This window comes from Streptomyces sp. NBC_00876, assembly GCF_045207435.1.
Taxonomy (GTDB): Bacteria; Actinomycetota; Actinomycetes; order Streptomycetales; family Streptomycetaceae; genus Streptomyces.
This window is the reverse complement of record NZ_CP108800.1, coordinates 4,262,715-4,282,328: the sequence shown is the minus strand read 5'-3', so window position 1 is coordinate 4,282,328 and position 19,614 is coordinate 4,262,715. Positions and strand designations below refer to the sequence as shown.

Below are 19,614 nucleotides of genomic sequence, written 5' to 3'. Positions count from 1 at the left end.
CATCAGGAAGGGGGCGCAGTCGTGACTACGGAAGCCGTCGAAGATCCTCCAGCGCAAGGAGACTTCGCCATGGACCAGCAGACGGGACGCATGGGCATCGTCCAGATCGTTACCTCGCGCTACGTCCAGTTGCGTCCCTTCGATCATGGCGACCCGTGGGATGCGCCTCCGGTGGCTGTCCGAAAACTCACGGCACGCGAGCAGTTGAGTGCGCGGGTGGCTGTCGCCAATACGGTGGGGCGGCGGTTCCGGTGACGAAGGGCGAAGCCGTCAGGGCGATCGGGACCGTCGTGGAGTACGTGGAGGCTGGGCTCCGAGGCGTCTGCCTGGCTGCCGAGGACTGGGAGGACCCGGCTACGCGAAGAGTTGCGTTCCTGGTCTTCGTCCGGCCGGTGGGCGGTGGCACGGAGTGGACGGCTCCGCCCTCGAAGGTTCGCCGGGTGGTGAACAGCGGGTGAGTACCGACCGGGGCCGACGAGCGTTGTTGGTGAGGCAGTTCACGTCCTACGTCTGTCGGGTTGCCGACCCCGTGATGATCATCGCTATCAGCGGCTCATGCGGCTTCGTGCTCGGCGCGACGCTCGCGCACCCATATGCCCCCGCTCTGGTCACGGGAGCCCTCAGGAAGACCCGTTACCCGGCGGGGTAGGGCTCAGCGGTTTCGACTTCGCCAGCCGGAGCAGGAATAGTGACGGATACTCCTACGCCCTCGCCTCCCTTCTCGGACCACTCATCAAGAAGCCTCTCCAAGCGGGACACAACAAACTCCCACTCGTCAAGCACAACGGAAGAGGCGCTCAAAAGACTTGAACGCCCGTGCAGAATATCGGACGACTTCTTGTAAATGTGACGAGACAGCCTGATGACGCCAATAACCTCTCCATATCTCTCCTGCCCCACGAAGCCGAGCACAAAGGATAGATAGGAATCCGCGTCATTTGCGATAGTCGGCGGCCGATCTGGCTTACAAACAAGCCCATGAGCACGGAATGAAATCCTCTCAATGCGTAGTCTCAATTCCAAAACCTTGATTCTACGCAAGGAGAGTTCGGTCAGATCCATTCAGAAACTCCACTCACCCAGCGTGGTGCATGCATCGAGGCCTGCCTTGATCTCCCCCTTCAGATCAGACTTCACTTCCTCATTTCCATGCGCTGCACCATTCCACTTGGCGACGTGATGCGAACACGCCTGCTTAGCCTTATCAATCGGATGCGGGACAGCAGGATCCAAAGAGATGATCTCTTTGGCTGCATCGAGTCGTTTAACTGTCGTCCTTGCTTCATCTAGAATCCCCAGCAGCGTTGCCACATTCTCTCCGGAATGAAGCGAATACCTGACGACGCACTGCCTAAGTGCGTCGTCCAGCGCCTGCCGAAGCAGCCCTCGAATAATCTGCGCTTCGCTGAGGTGCCCGGTCGTAGAGATCCTTGGAGAGAACTGCCACACTGATTTCGCATCCTTGACGAGGACTCGCCAAAGTTCGTCAGTCTTTTCGACCGAGATCTCTCCCCGAATCCCATCACGACTCACGGACCATGCATCGCACACCTGACTCCGCGCCAAAAGATGTTCCTTCAACCGCTCATCGTGGGTAAGGACGATGACACGCCGAGCCTTGGCCAGATCAGAAATAACAGCTGCGAGCCTGTCTACTCTAATTTCATCAAACGAATGCACTGGATCATCGAGAATCAAGAAATTGAATGGCCCGGAGCCAGTCGTCGCAAAGAGCGGGGCGAGCAGAAAGGCGTTTCTCTGCCCTGCACTCAACATGGCAAGTTCCAACCTATTGCCGTCTGCTCCTTGCACGGAGACCTCAGCCCGTGTCCGCTTAAGGCTCACCGATTCCAGGACGATCCCAGCGTCCATCAAAAGCCGCTCAACCTGCACGCCTGCCTTGCCTTCGAAACGGACTGTTCGTCCTGAGCGCAGGCGGTCCTCAAGTTCACCGATGCACTTGCGCGTCGCCTCCCAAAGGGGCGCCGACTTGGCCTCCTCGTTCTCCTCCTCCCAGATCATGACGTACGGATCCAGTGCCGACCTGCGGCCACGTCGCCACTGAGCAGAAATATCACTCAACTCGATCGCCTTATTCGAAATGCTATTCCATGAATCCCCCAACAGCACATCGCGAATATTGAGGAATTCTTTCACAACAGGAGCAACTGGCTGCTCGCCGTAACCTTCAAACGTTGCCAGCAGATGCGAGTACGCTGATCGAAAACCCTTGAGGAGAGTTTCGTCGAACCCATCTACTCCTGAGACAATATCGAGAACAGTCGGGATGACCTCGATAGCCCTTCGGAGTTTCCTCAGCGAAGCGCCAGCAGCATTCCTCCTAGGAGTAGTCTCGGCTACACTTTCGATATTCGCAGCCAGGCGCTGCACCCAATCGGATACTTCGCTATCACAGACCGGGCAAACACATCCACTATTGGGTACATGCTCAACCTCTGAATGAAGCGAGGCCAGGTGAACCGCCAAGCGATGATGAACGGTAGGAACATCACCCAAAACTAGCTCCAAAGCACCATCCACGTCGCGCATAGAAGTCGCCAGCCTCTCAATTCCGGCGGACGTAACCTCAGGTAGCGTTGCACCTACTTCAGTGAGTTCGTTATCAGCCAGCCAGATCCGAATATCGTGCACTTCTTCGATCCATGAAACATCCGGAAGATGATGCCGTGGTTCGAGGTCCAGGAAGTGAGCGTCTACCTTAGCGACCCTCTCTTTAGCGCTTTTGAGTGCAGCTAGGAGACGCTTCCGGCTCGCAGCGGCAGAGGAACTGTTCTCTTCAACACGGCGCTCAAGGTGATCGAAACAACCACCGAGCGCGAGCAAGTTCTCAATATACCTGTGCAAATCTTCGTGCTGCTGCACCCGCCTTTCCACATCGGCATACGAGAATACCGGTGGATGAGATTCCACGGCATAGCGCCAAGGAGTATTCGAAATATCGAGATTCTCAGTCACGCCATCTGGAGACTCGCGGAGGCAACCCAGGTCACCAACCTCACCGTCCTTTCCGATTTTAGCTACAAGAAGTATTGACTCATCACCTCGTGCCAGCCTTACTTCAACCGTAGAACTCTCGGCATCGCGAGCACAGTTCACCTTTTCCCACAGTGGGCTCTTACCGCTCCTCGCAGTCGATCGACTGACTGCCGCCCACCAGTCAGATCGCCCGGAGAGGGCCGTACGAATTCCATCTGAGATGCTCGATTTGCCAGACCCATTGGGGCCATGCAGGATTGTCACGCCCGGCGTCGGGTCAAAATCCAGGGAAAATGGAACCGTAGCTCCCTGGAACCCTTCGATCCTCAGCGACACCAGGTCCCACCTGCGACCGATCGTGGGATCCCATTCGTCAGATCTCCCCGACCCCCCGATACCGTCGATCAAAGCGATGAGGTTCCTCCAAGCCTCCCTCTTCTGGGGGCTGTTCGCGCGAGCCAATGCGCCCTGGCTCTCCTCAGCAAGGTCCGAATACGTCAGAAGGCTCAGCTCGTCAGGGCTGGTCGCGGACTGGGCACCATCACCGTCGAGGGTCGAGCTGGTAGCCGTGTGGCGATGAGAGTCCATCGGTGCTCCCTGTGCAGAATGCTCTTTGAGATTCGCGATGCTACCCAGGTAACTGCTCCTGGTGCATGGGGTTTTGCCCGATTCCCTCTATCTGGTCTGCAGAGGCGCTCAGAGTGGTCCACGCCTGGTCCACAAACAATGATCCAAAGCGGTACAGGGGCGGTTCAAGCTGAGACAGGGCACACGCAGAAGGGGCGCCCCTGATCCGGGACGCCCCTTCTGACCTGCACATACTCTGAACTGGCGGTGGGTGTGGGATTTGAACCCACGGTGACATCGCTGCCACGACGGTTTTCAAGACCGTTCCCTTAGGCCGCTCGGGCAACCCACCCCTCGTCAGCCGTCAACGGAAGAACGGCTTCGACGCGGAGGACAGCCTAGCCGGTCAGCTGTCGCCCTTGCGCTCCCCCAGGGTGACTTCGGCGGTTGCCGTCTTACCGTCACGCTTGTAGGTCAGTGTGACCTTGTCGCCCGGCTTGTGGGTCCAGATCTCACCGATCAGGGTCGGACCGCTGTCGACGACGGTGTCGTTGAACTTCGTGATGACATCGCCCGCCTTCAGGCCCGCATTGGCCGCCGGGCCGCCCTTCGCGACCGCGGCCGTGCCGCCCTCGCCCTGGTCGGCGATGACCGCTCCGCCGGTCTTCTCGTCCATCGTCACCGTGGCTCCGATGACCGGGTAGACCGGCTGGCCGGTCTTGATCAGCTGCTGGGCGACGTTCTTCGCCTGGTTGATCGGGATCGCGAAGCCGAGGCCGATGGAGCCCGCCTGGCTCTGGCCGGTGCTGCCGGTCGACTGGATGGCCGAGTTGATGCCGATGACCGCGCCGCCGGCGCTCAGCAGCGGGCCGCCCGAGTTGCCCGGGTTGATCGAGGCGTCGGTCTGCAGGGCACTCATGTACGAGTTGCTGCCGCCGGCGCCGTCACCGGAGGCGACCGGGCGGTTCTTCGCGCTGATGATGCCCGTGGTGACCGTGTTGGACAGGCCGAACGGGGCGCCGATCGCGATCGTCGAATCGCCCACCGCGACCTGGTCCGAGTTGCCCAGTGACAGCGGGGTGAGCTCCGGAGGCGGGTTCTTCAGCTTCAGGACGGCGACGTCGTAGCCCTGGGCCCGGCCGACCACCTCGGCGTCGTACTTCTTGCCGTTGGAGAACGTCGCCGTGAGCTGGCCGCTGTCCGCCGCGGAGGCCACCACGTGGTTGTTCGTGAGGATGTGGCCTTCCTTGTCGTACACGAAGCCGGTGCCCGTGCCGCCCTCGCCGTCACCGCTCTGCGCGTCGATCGTGACCACGCTGGGCAGCGCCCTGGCGGCGACGCCCGCGACCGTGCCCGGGTCGCGCTTGAGGTCCTGGGGGTTGCCCGACGCCGAGACCGTGGTCGAACCGGAGGAGTCGGAGCTGTTGTTGTCCGCGGCCCAGAAGCCGAGGGCTCCGCCGATTCCACCCGCGACGAGTGCCGCCACGACCACCGCGGCCACCAGACCGCCTGCGCCCCGCTTGCGCGGCGCACCTGGAGCCTGCAACTGGCCGGGCGGGCCCCACGCGGGACCGCCGCCCTGCGCCCCTTGGGCGTACGCGGGAACCGCGGGAGGGGGCGGGGGCCAGCCGGCGTCGGCCGCGGACTGCGGTGCGGGAGGGGCGTGGTGGGGCGGGACCGCCGCAGGGACCGGATCCATGGGGGCTGTCACCGGATCCTGCGCCGGGGGAACCGGCTGCTGCTGCTGCGTGGCCGTCGCATCCGGGTGCGACGGGGCCACGGGCGCGCTCTCAGGAGTCCCCTGGGGAGCATCGGCCGGCACTGGAGGTGCGGACGGAACGGACGGGGCGGCCTCGGCCGCGGTGCCCTCGTTGCCCTCGTTCTCTGTGCTCACAGCTCTTTACTCCTCGGTTCCACATCATGATTCGGCAAGAGATCCGCTGTGTACGTGTCTGGAGTCAGCTTTTCCCACGGCACGTCAGGCCACTGTAAGCAGGACCTGTGCATCTGCGCACGGATCTTTACATCGGGCAAAACGGTCTTGCTGCCCAAGGTGTACGTACCCGTACGCTCCCGGTGACACCATGACTCGGTGACCCAAGCACGGCAGCAGCACACCATGCAGCATCCCATCCAGGTCATCGCACACCGGGGCGCGTCCGACGACGCCCCCGAGCACACCCTGGCCGCGTACCGGAAGGCGATCGAGGATGGCGCCGACGCCCTGGAGTGCGACGTACGGCTCACGGCCGACGGCCATCTCGTATGCGTACACGACCGCCGGGTGAACCGCACCTCCAACGGCCGGGGCGCCGTCTCCGCCCTGGAGCTCAGCGAACTCGCCGCCCTCGACTTCGGCTCGTGGAAGGACCGCGAGGAGTCGGAGTCCCCGGACTGGGATCCGGTGCCGGGCGAGCTCACCTCCGTACTCACCCTGGAGCGCCTCCTCGAACTCCTCGTCGAGACGAGAGCCGCCGGCCGCCCGCTCCAGCTGGCCATCGAGACCAAGCACCCGACCCGCTGGGCGGGACAGGTCGAGGAACGGCTGCTGCATCTGCTGAAGCGCTTCGAGCTCGACGCACCGCCTGCCGACGCCCCCTCGCCGGTCCGCGTCATGAGCTTCTCGGCCCGCTCCCTGCACCGCATCCGGGAAGCGGTACCGGATCTGCCCACCGTCTACCTGATGCAGTTCGTCTCGCCGCGCCTGCGTGACGGACGCCTGCCGGCCGGCGCCCGGATCGCCGGTCCGGGGATGCGGATCGTACGCAGTCACCCCGGCTACATCGACCGTCTGCACCGCGCCGGCCACCGGGTGCACGTCTGGACGGTCAACGAGCCGGAGGACGTCGAGCTCTGCGTCCGGCTCGGTGTCGAGGCCATCATCACCAACCGCCCCAAGCAGGTCCTGTCACAACTAGGACGCTCTTCACATCAGTGACAGGGAGTACACCGGCGCATTCGGCCTGTATTCGATCGTTACGAGTGCGTCACTGGCAGACGGTTGGCCGGTTTCCGGTCCAGTCCAGGAGGGCATCCACTCCGTGGCGTGGGGCAAAGGAGGTCTCGGGGGTGGCGTTGGTGGTGGCACAGGAAGTGCCCACGTCGTCGAGCATGGCCGTTCCCCATGGCCCTGCGGGCGTGGGTCAGGCACGGCACCGGATGCGTGAGCAATTGCGCAGCCATGGGGTGTCGGATTCGGTCGTCGACGATGCTGTATTGATCCTTTCCGAACTGCTCAGCAATGCCTGCCGGCACGGCAGGCCACTGGGCCTGCACAACGAGGTGGGGGACGGTGACGTGCGCGCCGCCTGGCGCGTCGACAGAACGGGCGGACTGACCGTCGAGGTGACGGACGGCGGCGGCCCGACCAGACCAATTCCGGCCACTCCCTCGGTGACCGCTCGCGGCGGTCGTGGGCTCAACATCATCAGCGCCCTCGCCGAGGAGTGGGGCGTGCGCGACGACTCTTCCGGCGAGGTCACGGTCTGGGTGCTGGTCAACGAAGGCCACGGGCACCCCGGCGAACAGCCGGGCGGTCGAGGCAATGGACATCCCGACGAAGAGCCGGGCGGGCGGTGAAACGGACGGGCGGCGGGCATGACCGGAGTCCCCGGCCGTTCCGGGGCAACGGACGCCTCCGACGCACCGGTACGTCGCTCCGACACAGGGGTACGTGGCTCCGGCACAGGCGGGCGTGGCTCGGGCACAGAGGTACGTGGCTCCGGCACAGAGGTACGTGGCTCCGGCACAGGCGGGCGTGGCTCGGGCGCGGCGGTGGGCGGTTCGGGGGCAAGGGGCGGCGGCTCGGGCGCGGCGGGCGTGCCCGGGTTCGACGGACTGGATTTCGCCGACGCCTTCGACGACGCGGGCTGACCCCCCGAGCCGTACGATGCCGCGCCCCGGAGCGGGGGCGCGGACCCGGCGGACGCGCCTCGCGCAGCGGTGTTCCCGTACCCGCGTCCACCGGCGCAAGGGCGGCTGTGCCCCGGACGCCGCAAGGGCGGCTAGGCTCGCGGCCCAGACCGCACTGTCGCAATCGGGAGAAAGCCCACCATGGCGAAGAAGCGCCCTCAGACCAAGGCCGGGAAGCAGCAGCTCCAGGACGGCGAGATCCCGGTGGTCGGGGCTCGTGAGCCCTGCCCGTGCGGTTCGGGCCGCCGCTACAAGGCCTGTCACGGCCGGGCCGCAGCCCAGGCCGTGGCCGAGCTGGTCCAGCGCCCCTTCGAGGGCCTGGCCGGCGAGTGCGACTGGGTCGCGCTGCGCGAGCTGGTACCCGCCGCCACGGTCGAACTGACGCTGAAGGGCGGACTGCCCGAGGGTGTGCCGTCGGTGACGCTCGCGACCGTTCTTCCGATGGCGTGGCCCGCGCTGCGCCGCGACGACGGTTCCGTTCTGCTCGCCCTGCAGAACGACACCTCTTCCGGAGACCTCAGCCGCGACCTCGCGGACACCCTGCAGCGGGCACTCGAGGCGGAGCCCGGTTCGCCCGTCGCGGCCCGGCGCGTTCCGGCGGACGGTCCGCGGCTCCAGGATCTCCTGGACGCCGGTGCGCCCTTCGAGCCCGTCGTGCACTCCGGCTTCGAGTTCTGGGTGCCGGACGCGGAGAACGCCACGTCCGAGGTGTCCGCTTCCCTGGAGCGGGCGAACGATGCCGCGATCCCGACCGTCCTGCTCTCCGGGGTGGACGCCGGGTACTGGTGCGAGACCCCGGAGAAGAACCACCTTCGCTGGGTCATGCCGCACCCCGAGGAGCAGCTCCTCGACGCACTCGCCCGGCTGCACGCCGCCGGTGCCTCTTCGCTCGGCGAGGGAACCCGGCTGGTCGGCTCCTTCCGTGCGCACGGGATGATGGTCCCGGTCTGGGACCTGCCGAGCGCGATGGGCGCGGATGACTGCGAGAAGCCCGCCGCGCAGTTCGCGGAGCGGCTCGCGACGGCGCTCGCGTCGGACGCACCGCTCACCGCCGAGGAGCGGCGGGCTCGTGGGGGGCTCACCAACCGCCAAGTGACCCTCAGCTGACAGTGACCATCACCCGCACCGCATGGTGACCCGCGTCACAACTCGCCGTACTCATAGGTAAATCGCTGTCCGAATACGCGAGATCGAATTTGCGAACGGCAGATCTCTTGTTACCGTTCTAGAAGCCCGGTCGCTGGTGCATCCCCCGTCGCCAGCGATCGGGCATCCTCATTTCCGGGTACGGCGCGCACGGCGCGCCACACGGCGCACAAGCCGCGTACAGACCTGCCACTGGTCCCCGAGTGAGCCCCTCGGCCGTACCACCCCCGCACTCGCCCGCACCTGACCCTCCGACGGCTCACAGCAACGGCCTCCGACGCGGTGGCCCAGCGGCGGGCCAGCGGTGGCCCTGCGTCAACCCGGCGCCGATCAGCCCCGGTTGACTCCGGCCCGGCCGGCGGCGCACCGGGAGAGCGGCCGGAACCGGACAGAGTTCCACGCTCGCCCCTTACCCAACGCGTCCCGGAACAGCATCGGAAGAGACCGTCGCAGGGGCGTCGAAGCGGTCCTCGGAGCAGCCCTCGAAGCGGTCCTCGAAAATGATTCGAACAAAATCGGAAGGGTCATCAGAAAGTCGGCTGCCGACCCACTTTGCATCGGCTTGCTTTGCATGGACCCGGGTATCCGCATCAGCCGCCCCGGGCGAAAGGGATACGCAGGAGATCGGCCGGAGATCAGCCGAGGGATACACCGGGGATCCGACAGGCATTCGACAGAGATCCGGCAGAGAAGCCGCAGAGGAGTCGCAGAGATCCAGCGGATATCCGGCAGAGATTCGGCAGAGATTCGGCGTACTCGGCAATGAAAGCAAGCCGAGAAGAACACGCCCGCACGCCTCCCTGACGGTGCGCCGGAATCACGACGCCCCGCACCGGCAGACCCCCACGCCGACAGAACCCCGCACCGGCAGTCAGTGGGTGAGTCTGCTTCCACCGTCCGGCGCGCCGGTGCTCGCCTCGACCAGTGCGTCCAGAACCACCCCCACGTCCGGCAGCCACGGCGCGGCGTCCGCCGGGGCCCGGCCGCCGTTCAGCCGCAGCCGGGAACCCCGCTCCGGCGCCCGTTCCCAGCGCACCTGCCCCGCGCCGATCTCGGACGGCGGAAGGACGAGGTAGCCGCCCTCACCGTGGAACCGCAGCGAGCTGGGCACCCAGTCCTGGGCGTACAGCAGCTCACCGAGCCGTTCGAGGGTGTACGGAGCGACCAGCAGCGACCAACGGGTCGGCGTCGCCACCACCGGGCCCAGCCGCAGCCCCGTCCGGTCGAACTCGGCCAGCGCCCGGGCACCGGCCACGGCCGGCAGGCTCAGCGCACACGGCGCGCGCCCGCCCGTGGCGAGCAGCACCGGCGCCGTGGGCCGGTTGGTCCACCACCAGCGCACCATCCGGGCGTCGGTGGTCGCGGCGAGCAGTCCGGGGTCGAAGGGGTGCGCGCCGGGCACGGCGCACTCGGGGTCGGGACAGGCGCAGCCACGGGCACGGTCACCGCGACTGTCGGCCGCCTGCAGCCCCACCCCGGGGAGCACCGGCCACCGCCATGCCGTGGCACAGGTCAGGGCCGCGTCGAGCCGGGCGGGCCCGCCCCTGCGTCCGAACCGGATCCTGCGTCGCCTTCCGAGGATCTCGCGCATGAGCGCTCGTTCCTTTCCGTTGAACGCCGAGGGTCCGCATCACACCATGCGTGCGTCGCACCATGCGTGCGGATCTTCACTGTGTGTACATGCTCGTCGAGCCTGCGGTACGGGTTGGTCGTCGTACCGAGCGTGAGCTGAGCCGTGCTGAGCCGAATCGAGCTGGTTCCAGTCGAAATCATGGCGAGGTGCAGGGCGCGTACCGCGCCTGCCGTCCGTGCGTACAAACTCGCCACTCGGGGGTGGGGCGTGGCCGTCACCAGTGAGGACGTCCGGGCCCGCTGCCAGGTTCCTGGAGCGGTCGGAACCGCCCCTGGCCATCTACCGATTTACGTACCCAGCATGCCCGGAATGACGCTCCCCCTGGGACCTCGCCCCAAGGGCCGAACCCCGTTGGGCAGACCCAGTCGACCGTAAATAGGGACCCCGGGGTGCATTTTTTGGCCAACTTAGTTATCACGTGGACACCACAAATCCCGTGGGGACAATGCTGGACATCGCCTTACTTGTACGTGTACATGTGGATGCACTGGTAGCGGCGCAGAATGACATGGGGGTTTGCGATGCTATTCGACAGAACACACCGGTCGGAAAGCGGACGACCATGAGTGCCCCGCACTTGCCGAAAGTGGCTGGAATCGATCCCACAGTTCCGGTTTCGACGCAGACTGCCGGGCCTCTCTCAGAGGTGCCCGCCGCACCAGGTGCCTTCATCCAGGACCGTCTGGCGGGCTGGGTCTCCGACCTCACCACGCTGCACGAGCTCACCGAGCGGCTGGCCGGAACCAGCACCCTCGACGACGCGCTGCACGAGCTCCTCGATGCCGGGGCGGCTCTGGTCGGCGCCCGTCGCGGGCTGATCGTGTTCGAACCGTCCGACCGCCGCGGCCCCGTCAGCACCATCGGTCTCGGGCTGGCCCACGCGGAACTCGGCCAGATCGAGACGGTGCCGCGCAGCGCCACCTCCTACGGCCGCGTCCTGGAAGGCCTGCCCAACGCCGAAGGCCCCCTCACCACCCCCGACCTGCTCGGCGACACCAGCCTGGACCCCCGCAGGCGCGAGGTCGCCGCCCAGCTGGGCTACGCCGCCAGCTACGCGCTGCCGATCACCACCGAGCGGACCGGACGCCTCGCCGCCGCCGTCTGGCTCTACGACGAACCCGCCGAACCGCTGGAGCGCCAGCGCCATCTCATCGGCCTGTACGCCGGATACGCCGCCGAACATCTGGCCCGGCTGCTGGAGCTGGAACGGGCCAGGGCCGACGTCGCCACCGTCACGGAGGAACTCCTGCCCAGCAGGCTGCCCCGCGTGCCCGGTGTCCAGCTGGCCGTACGCCACCAGACCGCTCCGCAGGGCGGCAGCGACTGGTACGACGCGCTGGCGCTCCCGGAGGGCGCACTCGGCCTCGCCGTCGGCTCGGTGAGCGGTTCCGGGCCCAGCGCCCTGGCCGCCATGGGGCGGCTGCGCGCCAGTCTGCGCGCGTACGCGGTGATGGAGGGCGAGGATCCGGTCGCCGTACTCTCCGACCTCGAGCTGCTGCTGCGGCTGACCGAGCCCGCGCGTTCAGCGACCGCGCTCTTCGCCTACTGCGAACCCGCCCGCCGCAAGATCGTGCTGGCCGGCGCCGGACACACCCCGCCGCTGATCATCGGCGACCGGCGTACCGAGTACGTCGAGACCACCCTGTCCGCGCCCCTGGGCATGCTCGCCTGCTGGGAGGCGCCCAGCGTGGAGATCGCCCCGGCACCCGGCGAGACCGTGCTGCTGTACACCGACGGTCTGCTGCGCCGCACCGGCGACTCGATGGACCGGGCGTTCGCGCGGCTCCACTCGGCGGCGGCGAGCGTCCCCAAGGCGCTGCGCCACGACGCCGGATCGGTGGCCGACCACGTTGTACGCACCGTGCTGCCCGACGGGATCGACCGGAACGACGGCACCGAGGACGTGGTCGTGCTGGCGGCCCGCTTCGACTGAGCCGTTGCGCGCCACGGCCCCGCCCCTCGGGCGTAGAGGTTCCTGGTGCGCAAGCGGTCCCTCGGGTGTAAACGATCCCTGATGTGTAAGAGGTCTTCCGGCCCTGGGCCCCCTTCCGTACGCCCGTACGATGGAGGGGGTCCAGCGTCGTATCAAGGAGAGACAAGTCGTGTCTGAGGAGCTCACCCCGGAGACCCCGGAGACCGAAGAGGCAGAGACGGTCAAGCAGCGGAAGAACGGCCTGTACCCGGGCGTCTCCGATGAGCTCGCCGCAAGTATGAAGTCCGGCTGGGCCGACACCGAGCTGCACGGTCTGGAGCCGATCGCCCAGGCCGCGCACACCGCCGACCGCCGAGCCGCCCTGTCCGCACGCTTCCCGGGCGAGCGGCTGGTCATTCCCGCAGGCCGGCTCAAGACCCGGTCCAATGACACCGAGTACGCCTTCCGCGCCTCCACCGAGTACGCGTACCTCACCGGCGACCAGACCCAGGACGGCGTCCTCGTCCTGGAGCCGAAGGGCGACGGCCACGAGGCGACCGTCTACCTGCTGCCGCGCTCCAACCGTGAGAACGGCGAGTTCTGGCTCGACGGCCAGGGCGAGCTGTGGGTCGGCCGCCGTCACTCCCTCACCGAGGCCGAGCAGCTGCTGGGCATCCCGGCGAAGGACGTGCGCGAGCTGCCCGCCGCACTGACCGAGGCCACCGGCCCGGTCCGTAACGTCCGCGGCCACGACGCCGGCATCGAGGCCGCTCTGACCGACAAGGTCACCGCGGAGCGCGACGAGGAGCTGCGGGTCTTCCTCTCCGAGGCCCGCGTGGTCAAGGACGCCTTCGAGATCGCCGAGCTGGCGAAGGCCTGCGACATCACCGCGCGCGGTTTCGAGGACGTCGTGAAGGTCCTCGACAAGGCCGAGGCGACGAGCGAGCGCTACCTCGAGGGAACCTTCTTCCTCCGCGCCCGCATCGAGGGCAACGACATCGGCTACGGCTCGATCTGCGCCGCCGGCCCGCACGCCACCACGCTGCACTGGGTGCGCAACGACGGCGCGGTGCGTTCGGGCGAGCTGCTGCTCCTGGACGCCGGTGTGGAGACGAACGACCTCTACACCGCCGATGTGACCCGCACCCTTCCCATCAGCGGCACGTTCACGCCGCTCCAGCGGAAGATCTACGACGCGGTGTACGAGGCGCAGGAGGCCGGTATCGCCGCGGTGAGGCCCGGCGCCGGTTTCCGTGACTTCCACGACGCGGCGCAGCGCGTCCTCACCGAGAAGCTCGTCGAGTGGGGTCTGCTCGGCGACCTGTCCGTGGACAAGGTCCTGGAGCTGGGTCTCCAGCGCCGCTGGACCCTGCACGGCACCGGCCACATGCTCGGCATGGACGTCCACGACTGCGCCGCCGCGCGGACCGAGTCGTACGTCAACGGAACGCTGGAGCCCGGGGTCTGCCTCACGGTCGAGCCCGGCCTCTACTTCCAGGCCGACGACCTGACCGTGCCCGAGGAGTACCGCGGCATCGGTGTCCGGATCGAGGACGACATCCTCGTCACCGAGGACGGCAACCTGAACCTCTCGGACAAGCTGCCGCGGCAGGCCGACGAGGTCGAGGCGTGGATGGCCCGGCTCAAGGGCTGACCCGCCCGCTCCACGCGCCGGAGGACGCCCCGCTCAGGACACCATGAGCAGGGCGCCCTCCCGCCATTTCAGGACCTTGTCGAAGCTCACCACCGCGCCGGCGCGACCCGGCCGGTTGCCGAAGTGGACGTGATCGGCGAGCTGCTCGATCAGGCACAGGCCCCGCCCGTCCTCGGCGGTGAGCGGCGGGTACTGCGCGTACTGCGGCTCCAGCGGATGCGATGCGTGCTGCGGTGCGTGCTGCCGCTTCGGTACGGGCGGCTGCGCCTCGTACGGCCCCTGTGGCTGGTCCTGCTGGTGTGCTTCGTGCTGACGCAGCTGCTGCTGTGGTTCGTGGTGCTGTGCGGCATTGCGAAGCACGCGCCGCGCGGGGAAGCCGGGCCCGGAATCGGCGACTTCGATCCGGCAGGTCTCGCCGTCCAGATATGCGGTGACCCGGTACTGCCCGCAGGCCGTGCCGGACGGGTCCTCCCAGCTTTCCCGGAAGTCCCCGGCATCGCCCGGGCCGCCATGGGCCCCGCCGTGCTCGACCGCGTTCGCACAGGCCTCGCTGAGCGCGACCGACAGGTCGAAGGAGATGTCCGGGTCCACGCCCGCGGATTCCATCGTCCCGAGCAGGAACCGACGGGCGAGCGGAACGCTCGCAGCCTCGCGCCGCAAATGGAGTGACCACCAGATGCTCATGCTCCAGCCTCCTGGCTGCGGCTCGACATACCGATACGTATTGCCGCCCGGGGCCATTCGTAAGCACGGACGGGGTGTGAGACCGCTCATTCGGCGGATACCCATGCTCGCCACACCTGTGCATCCCCGGCCCACACAACCGTTCTGCCCCGTCAGTAACCAGTCCGAACAGCCCGGCGCACGGTCATTCGGGCGGAAGGCGACCTTCCGGACCTGCCGTACGGAGGCGGGGGGCCCAGTGCGATGATGTCCCGGCCATGTCTACGTCTGTGGGACGCGCCGGAGCCGGTCTACGGCTGCTGAGGGCCGCGGTGTTCGCCGCGGTCTGCGTTGCGTTGTCCGCTGCGGGGCATGCGCTGGCCGCCGGAACGGCCGTCCCCGGGTGGACCCTGCTCGCCGGATTCCTCGGAATCCTCGCGGTGGCGGCACCCCTCGCGGGACGCGAACGTTCGCTGCCGTCCATCGCCGCCGCTCTCGCCGGCGGACAGATCGCCCTGCACACCCTCTTCGGCATGGGCACGCACACCGCCTCGCCCCGGGCAACGGGCGATGACGACGCGCTCATCCGGTTCGCAGCGAACCTCGTCTGCGGCGCGGGGCCGGGCCGGCTGAACGCGAGCGACGCCCATCGCATCGTCACGACCGCGGGCATCGACCCGGTGTCGGTGGCCGGGCAGCCCCATCAGCACATCGCCGCCACGGCCTCCGGCGGGATGTTCGGCACGGGTACGGCCGGCCTCGCCGGCATGCTGCCCGGCCTGCCCATGCTGCTCGGTCACCTGCTGGCCGCGCTGGCCACCGGGTGGCTGCTGCGGCGCGGCGAGATCGCCCTGTTCCGGCTCGCCCGGCTGTCGGCGCACGGCGCCCAGCAGGTCGCGGCCGGGGCCCGGCTGCGTGCCCTGCGGGCCGCGCTCGCGCTCGTGGCCGCCCTGCGCGCCGGCCTCCCCGGCGGACCGACAACCGGTCCGCGCATCCCCCGTACCGCCGTGGACGCAGTGCACCCGGCCACCGGGGATCCCTTGCAGCACATGGTGATCAGGCGCGGGCCGCCTCCCGTACTCGCCCTCGCAGCCTGACGCGACGCCCTCCACGCGATGCACGCACGGCCCCTGCCACGCACCCCCTGCGGTGCGGGCACGGACGCCGTACGCACGCCGCTCGTGAGGAAGAGGTGTCGCGATGCCGGTGCGCATCCGCGCGCCGGAGCACCTTTCCCTTCGTGCCTTGTGGAGTGATCCCTGCCATGAACATTTCCCGCATCGCCCTCGCCGGCGGCGTCGCCGCGTCCTCCGTGCTGCTCCTCGCCGGTACGGCCTCCGCCCACGTCAGCGTCCAGCCCCAGGGCGAGGCCGCCAAGGGCGGGTACGCCGTCATCAACTTCAAGGTCCCCAACGAGCGCGACGACGCCTCGACGACCAAGCTCGAGGTCAACTTCCCGACCGACCACCCGCTGGCGTCCGTCATGCCGCAGCCGGTGCCCGGCTGGAACATCGAGGTCACCAAGAGCAAGCTGGCCAAGCCGCTCGACATGCACGGCAAGAAGATCAACGAGGCCGTCTCCAAGGTCACCTGGACCGCGGACGGCGGCAAGATCGGGCCCGGCCGCTTCCAGCAGTTCCCGCTCTCCGTCGGCCAGCTCCCCGAGGACGCCGACCAACTGGTGTTCAAGGCCATCCAGACGTACGACAACAAGCAGGTCGTGCGCTGGATCGAGGAGCAGAAGGACGGGGCCCAGGAGCCCGAGAGCCCCGCACCGGTCCTCAAGCTGACGGCGGCGACCGACGACGCACACGGCGCTCCTGCCGCTTCCGGCTCCGACTCCGCCGACAAGAACGCGGCCGGTGACCACGCGAAGGACGAGCAGACGACGGCTTCGGCATCGTCCTCCTCCAGTGACACCACGGCCCGGGTCCTCGGCGTCGTCGGCATCGTCGTCGGTGCCGCAGGCGTCGCCTTCGGCGTCCTGGCCGGCCGCCGGCGTACCGCCTGACCGCCCCGAAGCCCCACCCGTTACACCGACCCTCCAGGAATCAGCTCCATGGTTAAGAAGTCTGTGCTGGCCGCGGCGCTCGTCGTCGCGGCCACGCTCACCCTGTCCGCCTGCGGCGGCAGTGACAACGACGGCAAGAAGCCGATCGCCGACGTTTCGGTGGAAGCGAAGACCCAGGCCGCGACGGTGCTCGACCAGCCGTTCACCAAGCCTGATCTCGTCCTGACCGACACCCACGGCAAGAAGTACGACCTGCGCGAGCAGACCAAGGGCAAGCCGACGCTCATCTACTTCGGCTACACCAACTGCCCCGACGTCTGCCCGCTCATCATGAGCAACATCGCGATCGCCAAGAAGGCTCTTCCCGAGGCCGACCAGGACAAGCTCCAGGTCGTGTTCGTCACCACCGACCCGGAGCGGGACACCCCGTCCTCACTGGGCAGCTGGCTCAAGGCCCAGGACCCGTCCTTCGTCGGTCTCACCGGCGACTTCCCGACCATCCAGGCGGGCGCACGGCAGATCGGCATCGGGATCGACGCTCCGAAGAAGGAGAAGGACGGCACGGTCGTCTCGATGCACGGATCCCAGGTCATCGCGTTCTCCCCGAAGACCGACAAGGGGTACGTGCTGTACAGCGAGGACACCACGCCCGACGACTACACCAAGGACCTCCCCAAGATCGTCAAGGGGGAGAATCCGTGAACCGCCGCACCACCCTCGCCGGCGTCCTGGCCCTTTCCACGGGCCTGACGCTGGCGGGGTGCTCGTCCTCGGACGGCAAGCCGGAACTGAAGGTCAGCGGTGCGTTCATGCCGCAGCCCGTCAGCGACATGGCAGCCGCCTTCCTCGTCGTACGGAACGACGGCGGCAGCGGCGACCGGCTCACCTCGGTCACCAGCCCGCTCTCGGACGACGTCACGATCCACGAGACGAAGAACCAGGCCATGCGCATGGTGACGTCCTTCGACGTACCGGCGGGCGGTGAGCTGGACCTGGAACGCGGTGGAAACCACATCATGTTCGCGAAGCTCAAGCAGCAGCCCAAGCAGGGCGAGAAGGTGTCCGTGGAACTGCACTTCGAGAAGGCCGGCCGCATCAAGGTCGACCTTCCCGTGAAGGAGACCACCCACAACCCGAAGAAGCAGTGAGGGACTGACCGACCATGACAGCCACCGCCCCGCACTTCGGGCCGTCCCCGTCCGCCGCACGACGGCCGCTCGCCGCGGCCGGACTCCTTGCCGCCCTGGCCGGCATGGTGTTCGGTCTGCTGCTGGCCGTCGCGGGCCCCGCATCGGCCCACGCCGCACTCACCGGGAGCGATCCGCAGGACGGGGCGGTGGTCGCCGCCGCACCCAAGGAGGTCACACTCACCTTCTCCGAACAGGTCGCCATGGGCGAGGGCTCCATCCGGATCCTGGACCCCGACGGCAAGCGCGCCGACACCGAGGGCGCCCCGCGCGACCTGGGCGCCGGCTCCACCGTGAAGTACGGCGTCACGCTGCACACCGGACTGCCCGACGGCACGTACACCGTCGCCTGGCAGGCCGTCTCCGCCGACAGCCATCCGGTCTCCGGCGCCTTCACGTTCTCCATCGGCGCCCCCTCCGAGACCACCGTCGCCCTCCCGGACAACGAGGCCGGCGGGGGTCTCGTCGGCACGCTCTACGGCATCGCGCGCTACGCCGCGTACGCCGGATTCATCGTGCTCGTCGGCGGCGCCGCCTTCGTGCTGGCCTGCTGGCAGCGCGGAGCGGGCGCGCGCCCGCTGCAGCGACTCGTCGTCCGCGGCTGGCTGACCCTCACCGCGGCCACGATCGCGATGCTGCTGCTGCGCACCCCTTACACCGGTTCCGGGAAGCTCGGCGATGCCTTCGACCTCGACGGTCTGAAAGCGGTCCTCGACACCAAGCCCGGCGCCGCGCTCGTCTCGCGGCTGCTGCTGCTGGGCGCCAGTGCGCTGTTCATCGCGGTGCTGTTCGGCACGTACGCGAAGCGCGAGGACGAACGCGAGAAGAAGGACCTCACCTTCGGCCTCGCCATCGGCGGCGCGGTCATCGCCGCCGGGATCGCCGGGACCTGGGCCCTTGCCGAGCACGCGTCGGCCGGGATCCAGCCGGGCATCGCCATGCCCGTGGACGTGCTCCACCTGCTGGCCGTCGCAGCCTGGCTGGGCGGGCTGGCGGCCCTGCTGGTCGCGCTGTACCGCACGCCCGGCATCACCGCCGCCGCAGTACGGCGCTTCTCCCGGATCGCGTTCATCAGCGTGCTCGTACTCACCGCGACCGGGATCTACCAGTCGTGGCGTCAGGTCGGTTCCTGGTCCGCGCTGACCGGCACCGGATACGGACAGCTGCTCCTCGTCAAGGTGGGGCTCGTCGCCGTTCTTGTCGGGGTCGCCTGGATCTCGCGCCGGTGGACGGCGCGGCTGGCAGTCGGTGGGGGCGTGGACGACGCCGCCCCGACCGGCACGACCGGGGCGGCGGACACGGAGGCTGCGGAGGGGACGGGATCACCGGAACCCGCCGGCCTCGACGATCCGGTCCGGGCCACCCAGCTCGCCCGGCAGCAGGCCGCCGTGGCAACCGCCGAGAAGAAGCGGATACGGGACGCCGACCCCGACCGGTCCGGCCTGCGCCGCTCGGTGCTGGCCGAGGTCGGCGTCGCGGTGGCACTGCTGGCGGTCACCACCATCCTGACCTCGACCGAGCCCGGCCGTACCGAGGAGGAGGCGGCGCGCTCCTCGACCGCGGCCGCCGCGCCCGCTGCGAGCGGCCCCATCAATCTCACCCTGCCCTTCGACACGGGCGGCAAGAACGGCAAGGGCACGGTCAAAATGGACCTCGACCCGGGGCGCACCGGAGCCAACGTGGTCCATCTGTGGATCGACGGCATCGACGGAAAGGCCATGGACGTCCCCGAGGTGAAGCTCGCCTTCACCCTGAAGTCCAAGGACATCGGTCCCCTTCCGGCCCTCCCCGTCCGGCTGACGGAGGGGCACTGGACCGCCACCGGCGTCCAGATCCCGATCGCGGGCAACTGGAACGTCGCGGTGACGGTGCGGACCTCGGACATCGACCAGACGACGGTCGACAAGAACGTGAAGATCGGCTGAGCGGGAC

16 protein-coding genes, 1 tRNA gene and 1 pseudogene are annotated in these 19,614 nt (G+C 68.0%); 11 read left to right on the top strand and 7 right to left on the bottom strand.

The features are described from left to right. Positions 1–69: 69 nt before the first annotated feature. Positions 70–255, top strand: a complete 186-nt coding sequence (locus OG782_RS18810) for a hypothetical protein (protein WP_406452435.1) — start codon at positions 70–72, stop codon at positions 253–255. A 378-nt stretch (positions 256–633) separates the two neighbouring features. Here the strand turns inward: OG782_RS18810 and OG782_RS18805 are convergent, their stop codons facing one another. From OG782_RS18805 to OG782_RS18785, 5 genes and pseudogenes are all read right to left on the bottom strand, one after another. Then, a complete protein-coding gene (locus tag OG782_RS18805; protein ID WP_406452433.1) occupies positions 634–1,062 on the bottom strand; it encodes a hypothetical protein in 429 nt (142 codons plus the stop codon). Next, positions 1,063–2,976, bottom strand: coding sequence for a hypothetical protein (locus OG782_RS18800; RefSeq protein WP_406459475.1), 1,914 nt, complete (start codon positions 2,974–2,976; stop codon positions 1,063–1,065). A gap of 216 nt (positions 2,977–3,192) precedes the next feature. Beyond that, positions 3,193–3,585: pseudogene (locus OG782_RS18795) on the bottom strand (AAA family ATPase); the annotation flags it as partial. A gap of 241 nt (positions 3,586–3,826) precedes the next feature. Then, positions 3,827–3,916: transfer RNA gene (locus OG782_RS18790), tRNA-Ser, on the bottom strand. Between the two features lie 54 nt (positions 3,917–3,970). Beyond that, on the bottom strand, positions 3,971–5,458 hold the full coding sequence (locus OG782_RS18785; RefSeq protein ID WP_406452431.1) for a S1C family serine protease: 1,488 nt from the start codon (positions 5,456–5,458) through the stop codon (positions 3,971–3,973). A 225-nt stretch (positions 5,459–5,683) separates the two neighbouring features. Between OG782_RS18785 and OG782_RS18780 the strand changes: the two genes are divergently transcribed. From OG782_RS18780 to OG782_RS18770, 3 genes are all read left to right on the top strand, one after another. Next, positions 5,684–6,502 carry a glycerophosphodiester phosphodiesterase gene (locus OG782_RS18780; protein ID WP_406459149.1) on the top strand — a complete coding sequence of 273 codons (819 nt, stop codon included), beginning with the start codon at positions 5,684–5,686 and terminating at the stop codon, positions 6,500–6,502. A 131-nt stretch (positions 6,503–6,633) separates the two neighbouring features. Further along, the gene (locus OG782_RS18775; RefSeq protein WP_406452429.1) at positions 6,634–7,143 is read left to right on the top strand and encodes an ATP-binding protein; all 510 of its coding nucleotides are present in this window, start codon (positions 6,634–6,636) and stop codon (positions 7,141–7,143) included. Between the two features lie 474 nt (positions 7,144–7,617). After that, a complete protein-coding gene (locus OG782_RS18770; protein ID WP_406452427.1) occupies positions 7,618–8,583 on the top strand; it encodes a DUF5926 family protein in 966 nt (321 codons plus the stop codon). A 910-nt stretch (positions 8,584–9,493) separates the two neighbouring features. Here the strand turns inward: OG782_RS18770 and OG782_RS18765 are convergent. Then, on the bottom strand, positions 9,494–10,213 hold the full coding sequence (locus OG782_RS18765) for a bifunctional DNA primase/polymerase (RefSeq protein ID WP_406452425.1): 720 nt from the start codon (positions 10,211–10,213) through the stop codon (positions 9,494–9,496). Between the two features lie 487 nt (positions 10,214–10,700). Between OG782_RS18765 and OG782_RS18760 the strand changes: the two genes are divergently transcribed. Together OG782_RS18760 and OG782_RS18755 are read left to right on the top strand one after the other, a co-directional pair. After that, a complete protein-coding gene (locus OG782_RS18760; protein WP_406459148.1) occupies positions 10,701–12,188 on the top strand; it encodes a PP2C family protein-serine/threonine phosphatase in 1,488 nt (495 codons plus the stop codon). A gap of 169 nt (positions 12,189–12,357) precedes the next feature. Continuing rightward, on the top strand, positions 12,358–13,821 hold the full coding sequence (locus OG782_RS18755; RefSeq protein ID WP_406452423.1) for an aminopeptidase P family protein: 1,464 nt from the start codon (positions 12,358–12,360) through the stop codon (positions 13,819–13,821). Positions 13,822–13,854: 33 nt separating this feature from the next. On the opposite strand, the gene OG782_RS18750 is transcribed toward OG782_RS18755, so the two are convergent. Next, positions 13,855–14,505: an ATP-binding protein gene (locus OG782_RS18750; protein ID WP_406452421.1), complete on the bottom strand. Its 651-nt coding sequence runs from the start codon at positions 14,503–14,505 to the stop codon at positions 13,855–13,857. Between the two features lie 257 nt (positions 14,506–14,762). Between OG782_RS18750 and OG782_RS18745 the strand changes: the two genes are divergently transcribed. The 5 genes from OG782_RS18745 (at position 14,763) to OG782_RS18725 (ending at position 19,607) form a co-directional block, all read left to right on the top strand. Beyond that, entirely contained in the window at positions 14,763–15,581 is an 819-nt protein-coding gene (locus tag OG782_RS18745; protein ID WP_406452419.1) for a hypothetical protein, read from the top strand. A gap of 167 nt (positions 15,582–15,748) precedes the next feature. Continuing rightward, a complete protein-coding gene (locus OG782_RS18740) occupies positions 15,749–16,495 on the top strand; it encodes a YcnI family protein (protein ID WP_406452418.1) in 747 nt (248 codons plus the stop codon). A gap of 48 nt (positions 16,496–16,543) precedes the next feature. Beyond that, complete coding sequence (locus OG782_RS18735) at positions 16,544–17,197, top strand: SCO family protein (protein WP_406452416.1); 654 nt, start codon at positions 16,544–16,546, stop codon at positions 17,195–17,197. Beyond that, positions 17,194–17,643, top strand: coding sequence for a copper chaperone PCu(A)C (locus OG782_RS18730; protein ID WP_406452414.1), 450 nt, complete (start codon positions 17,194–17,196; stop codon positions 17,641–17,643). The genes OG782_RS18735 and OG782_RS18730 overlap by 4 nt, the downstream gene beginning before the upstream one ends. 14 nt (positions 17,644–17,657) lie before the next feature. Then, positions 17,658–19,607, top strand: coding sequence for a copper resistance CopC/CopD family protein (locus OG782_RS18725; protein ID WP_406452412.1), 1,950 nt, complete (start codon positions 17,658–17,660; stop codon positions 19,605–19,607). The last annotated feature ends 7 nt before the right edge of the window (positions 19,608–19,614 follow it).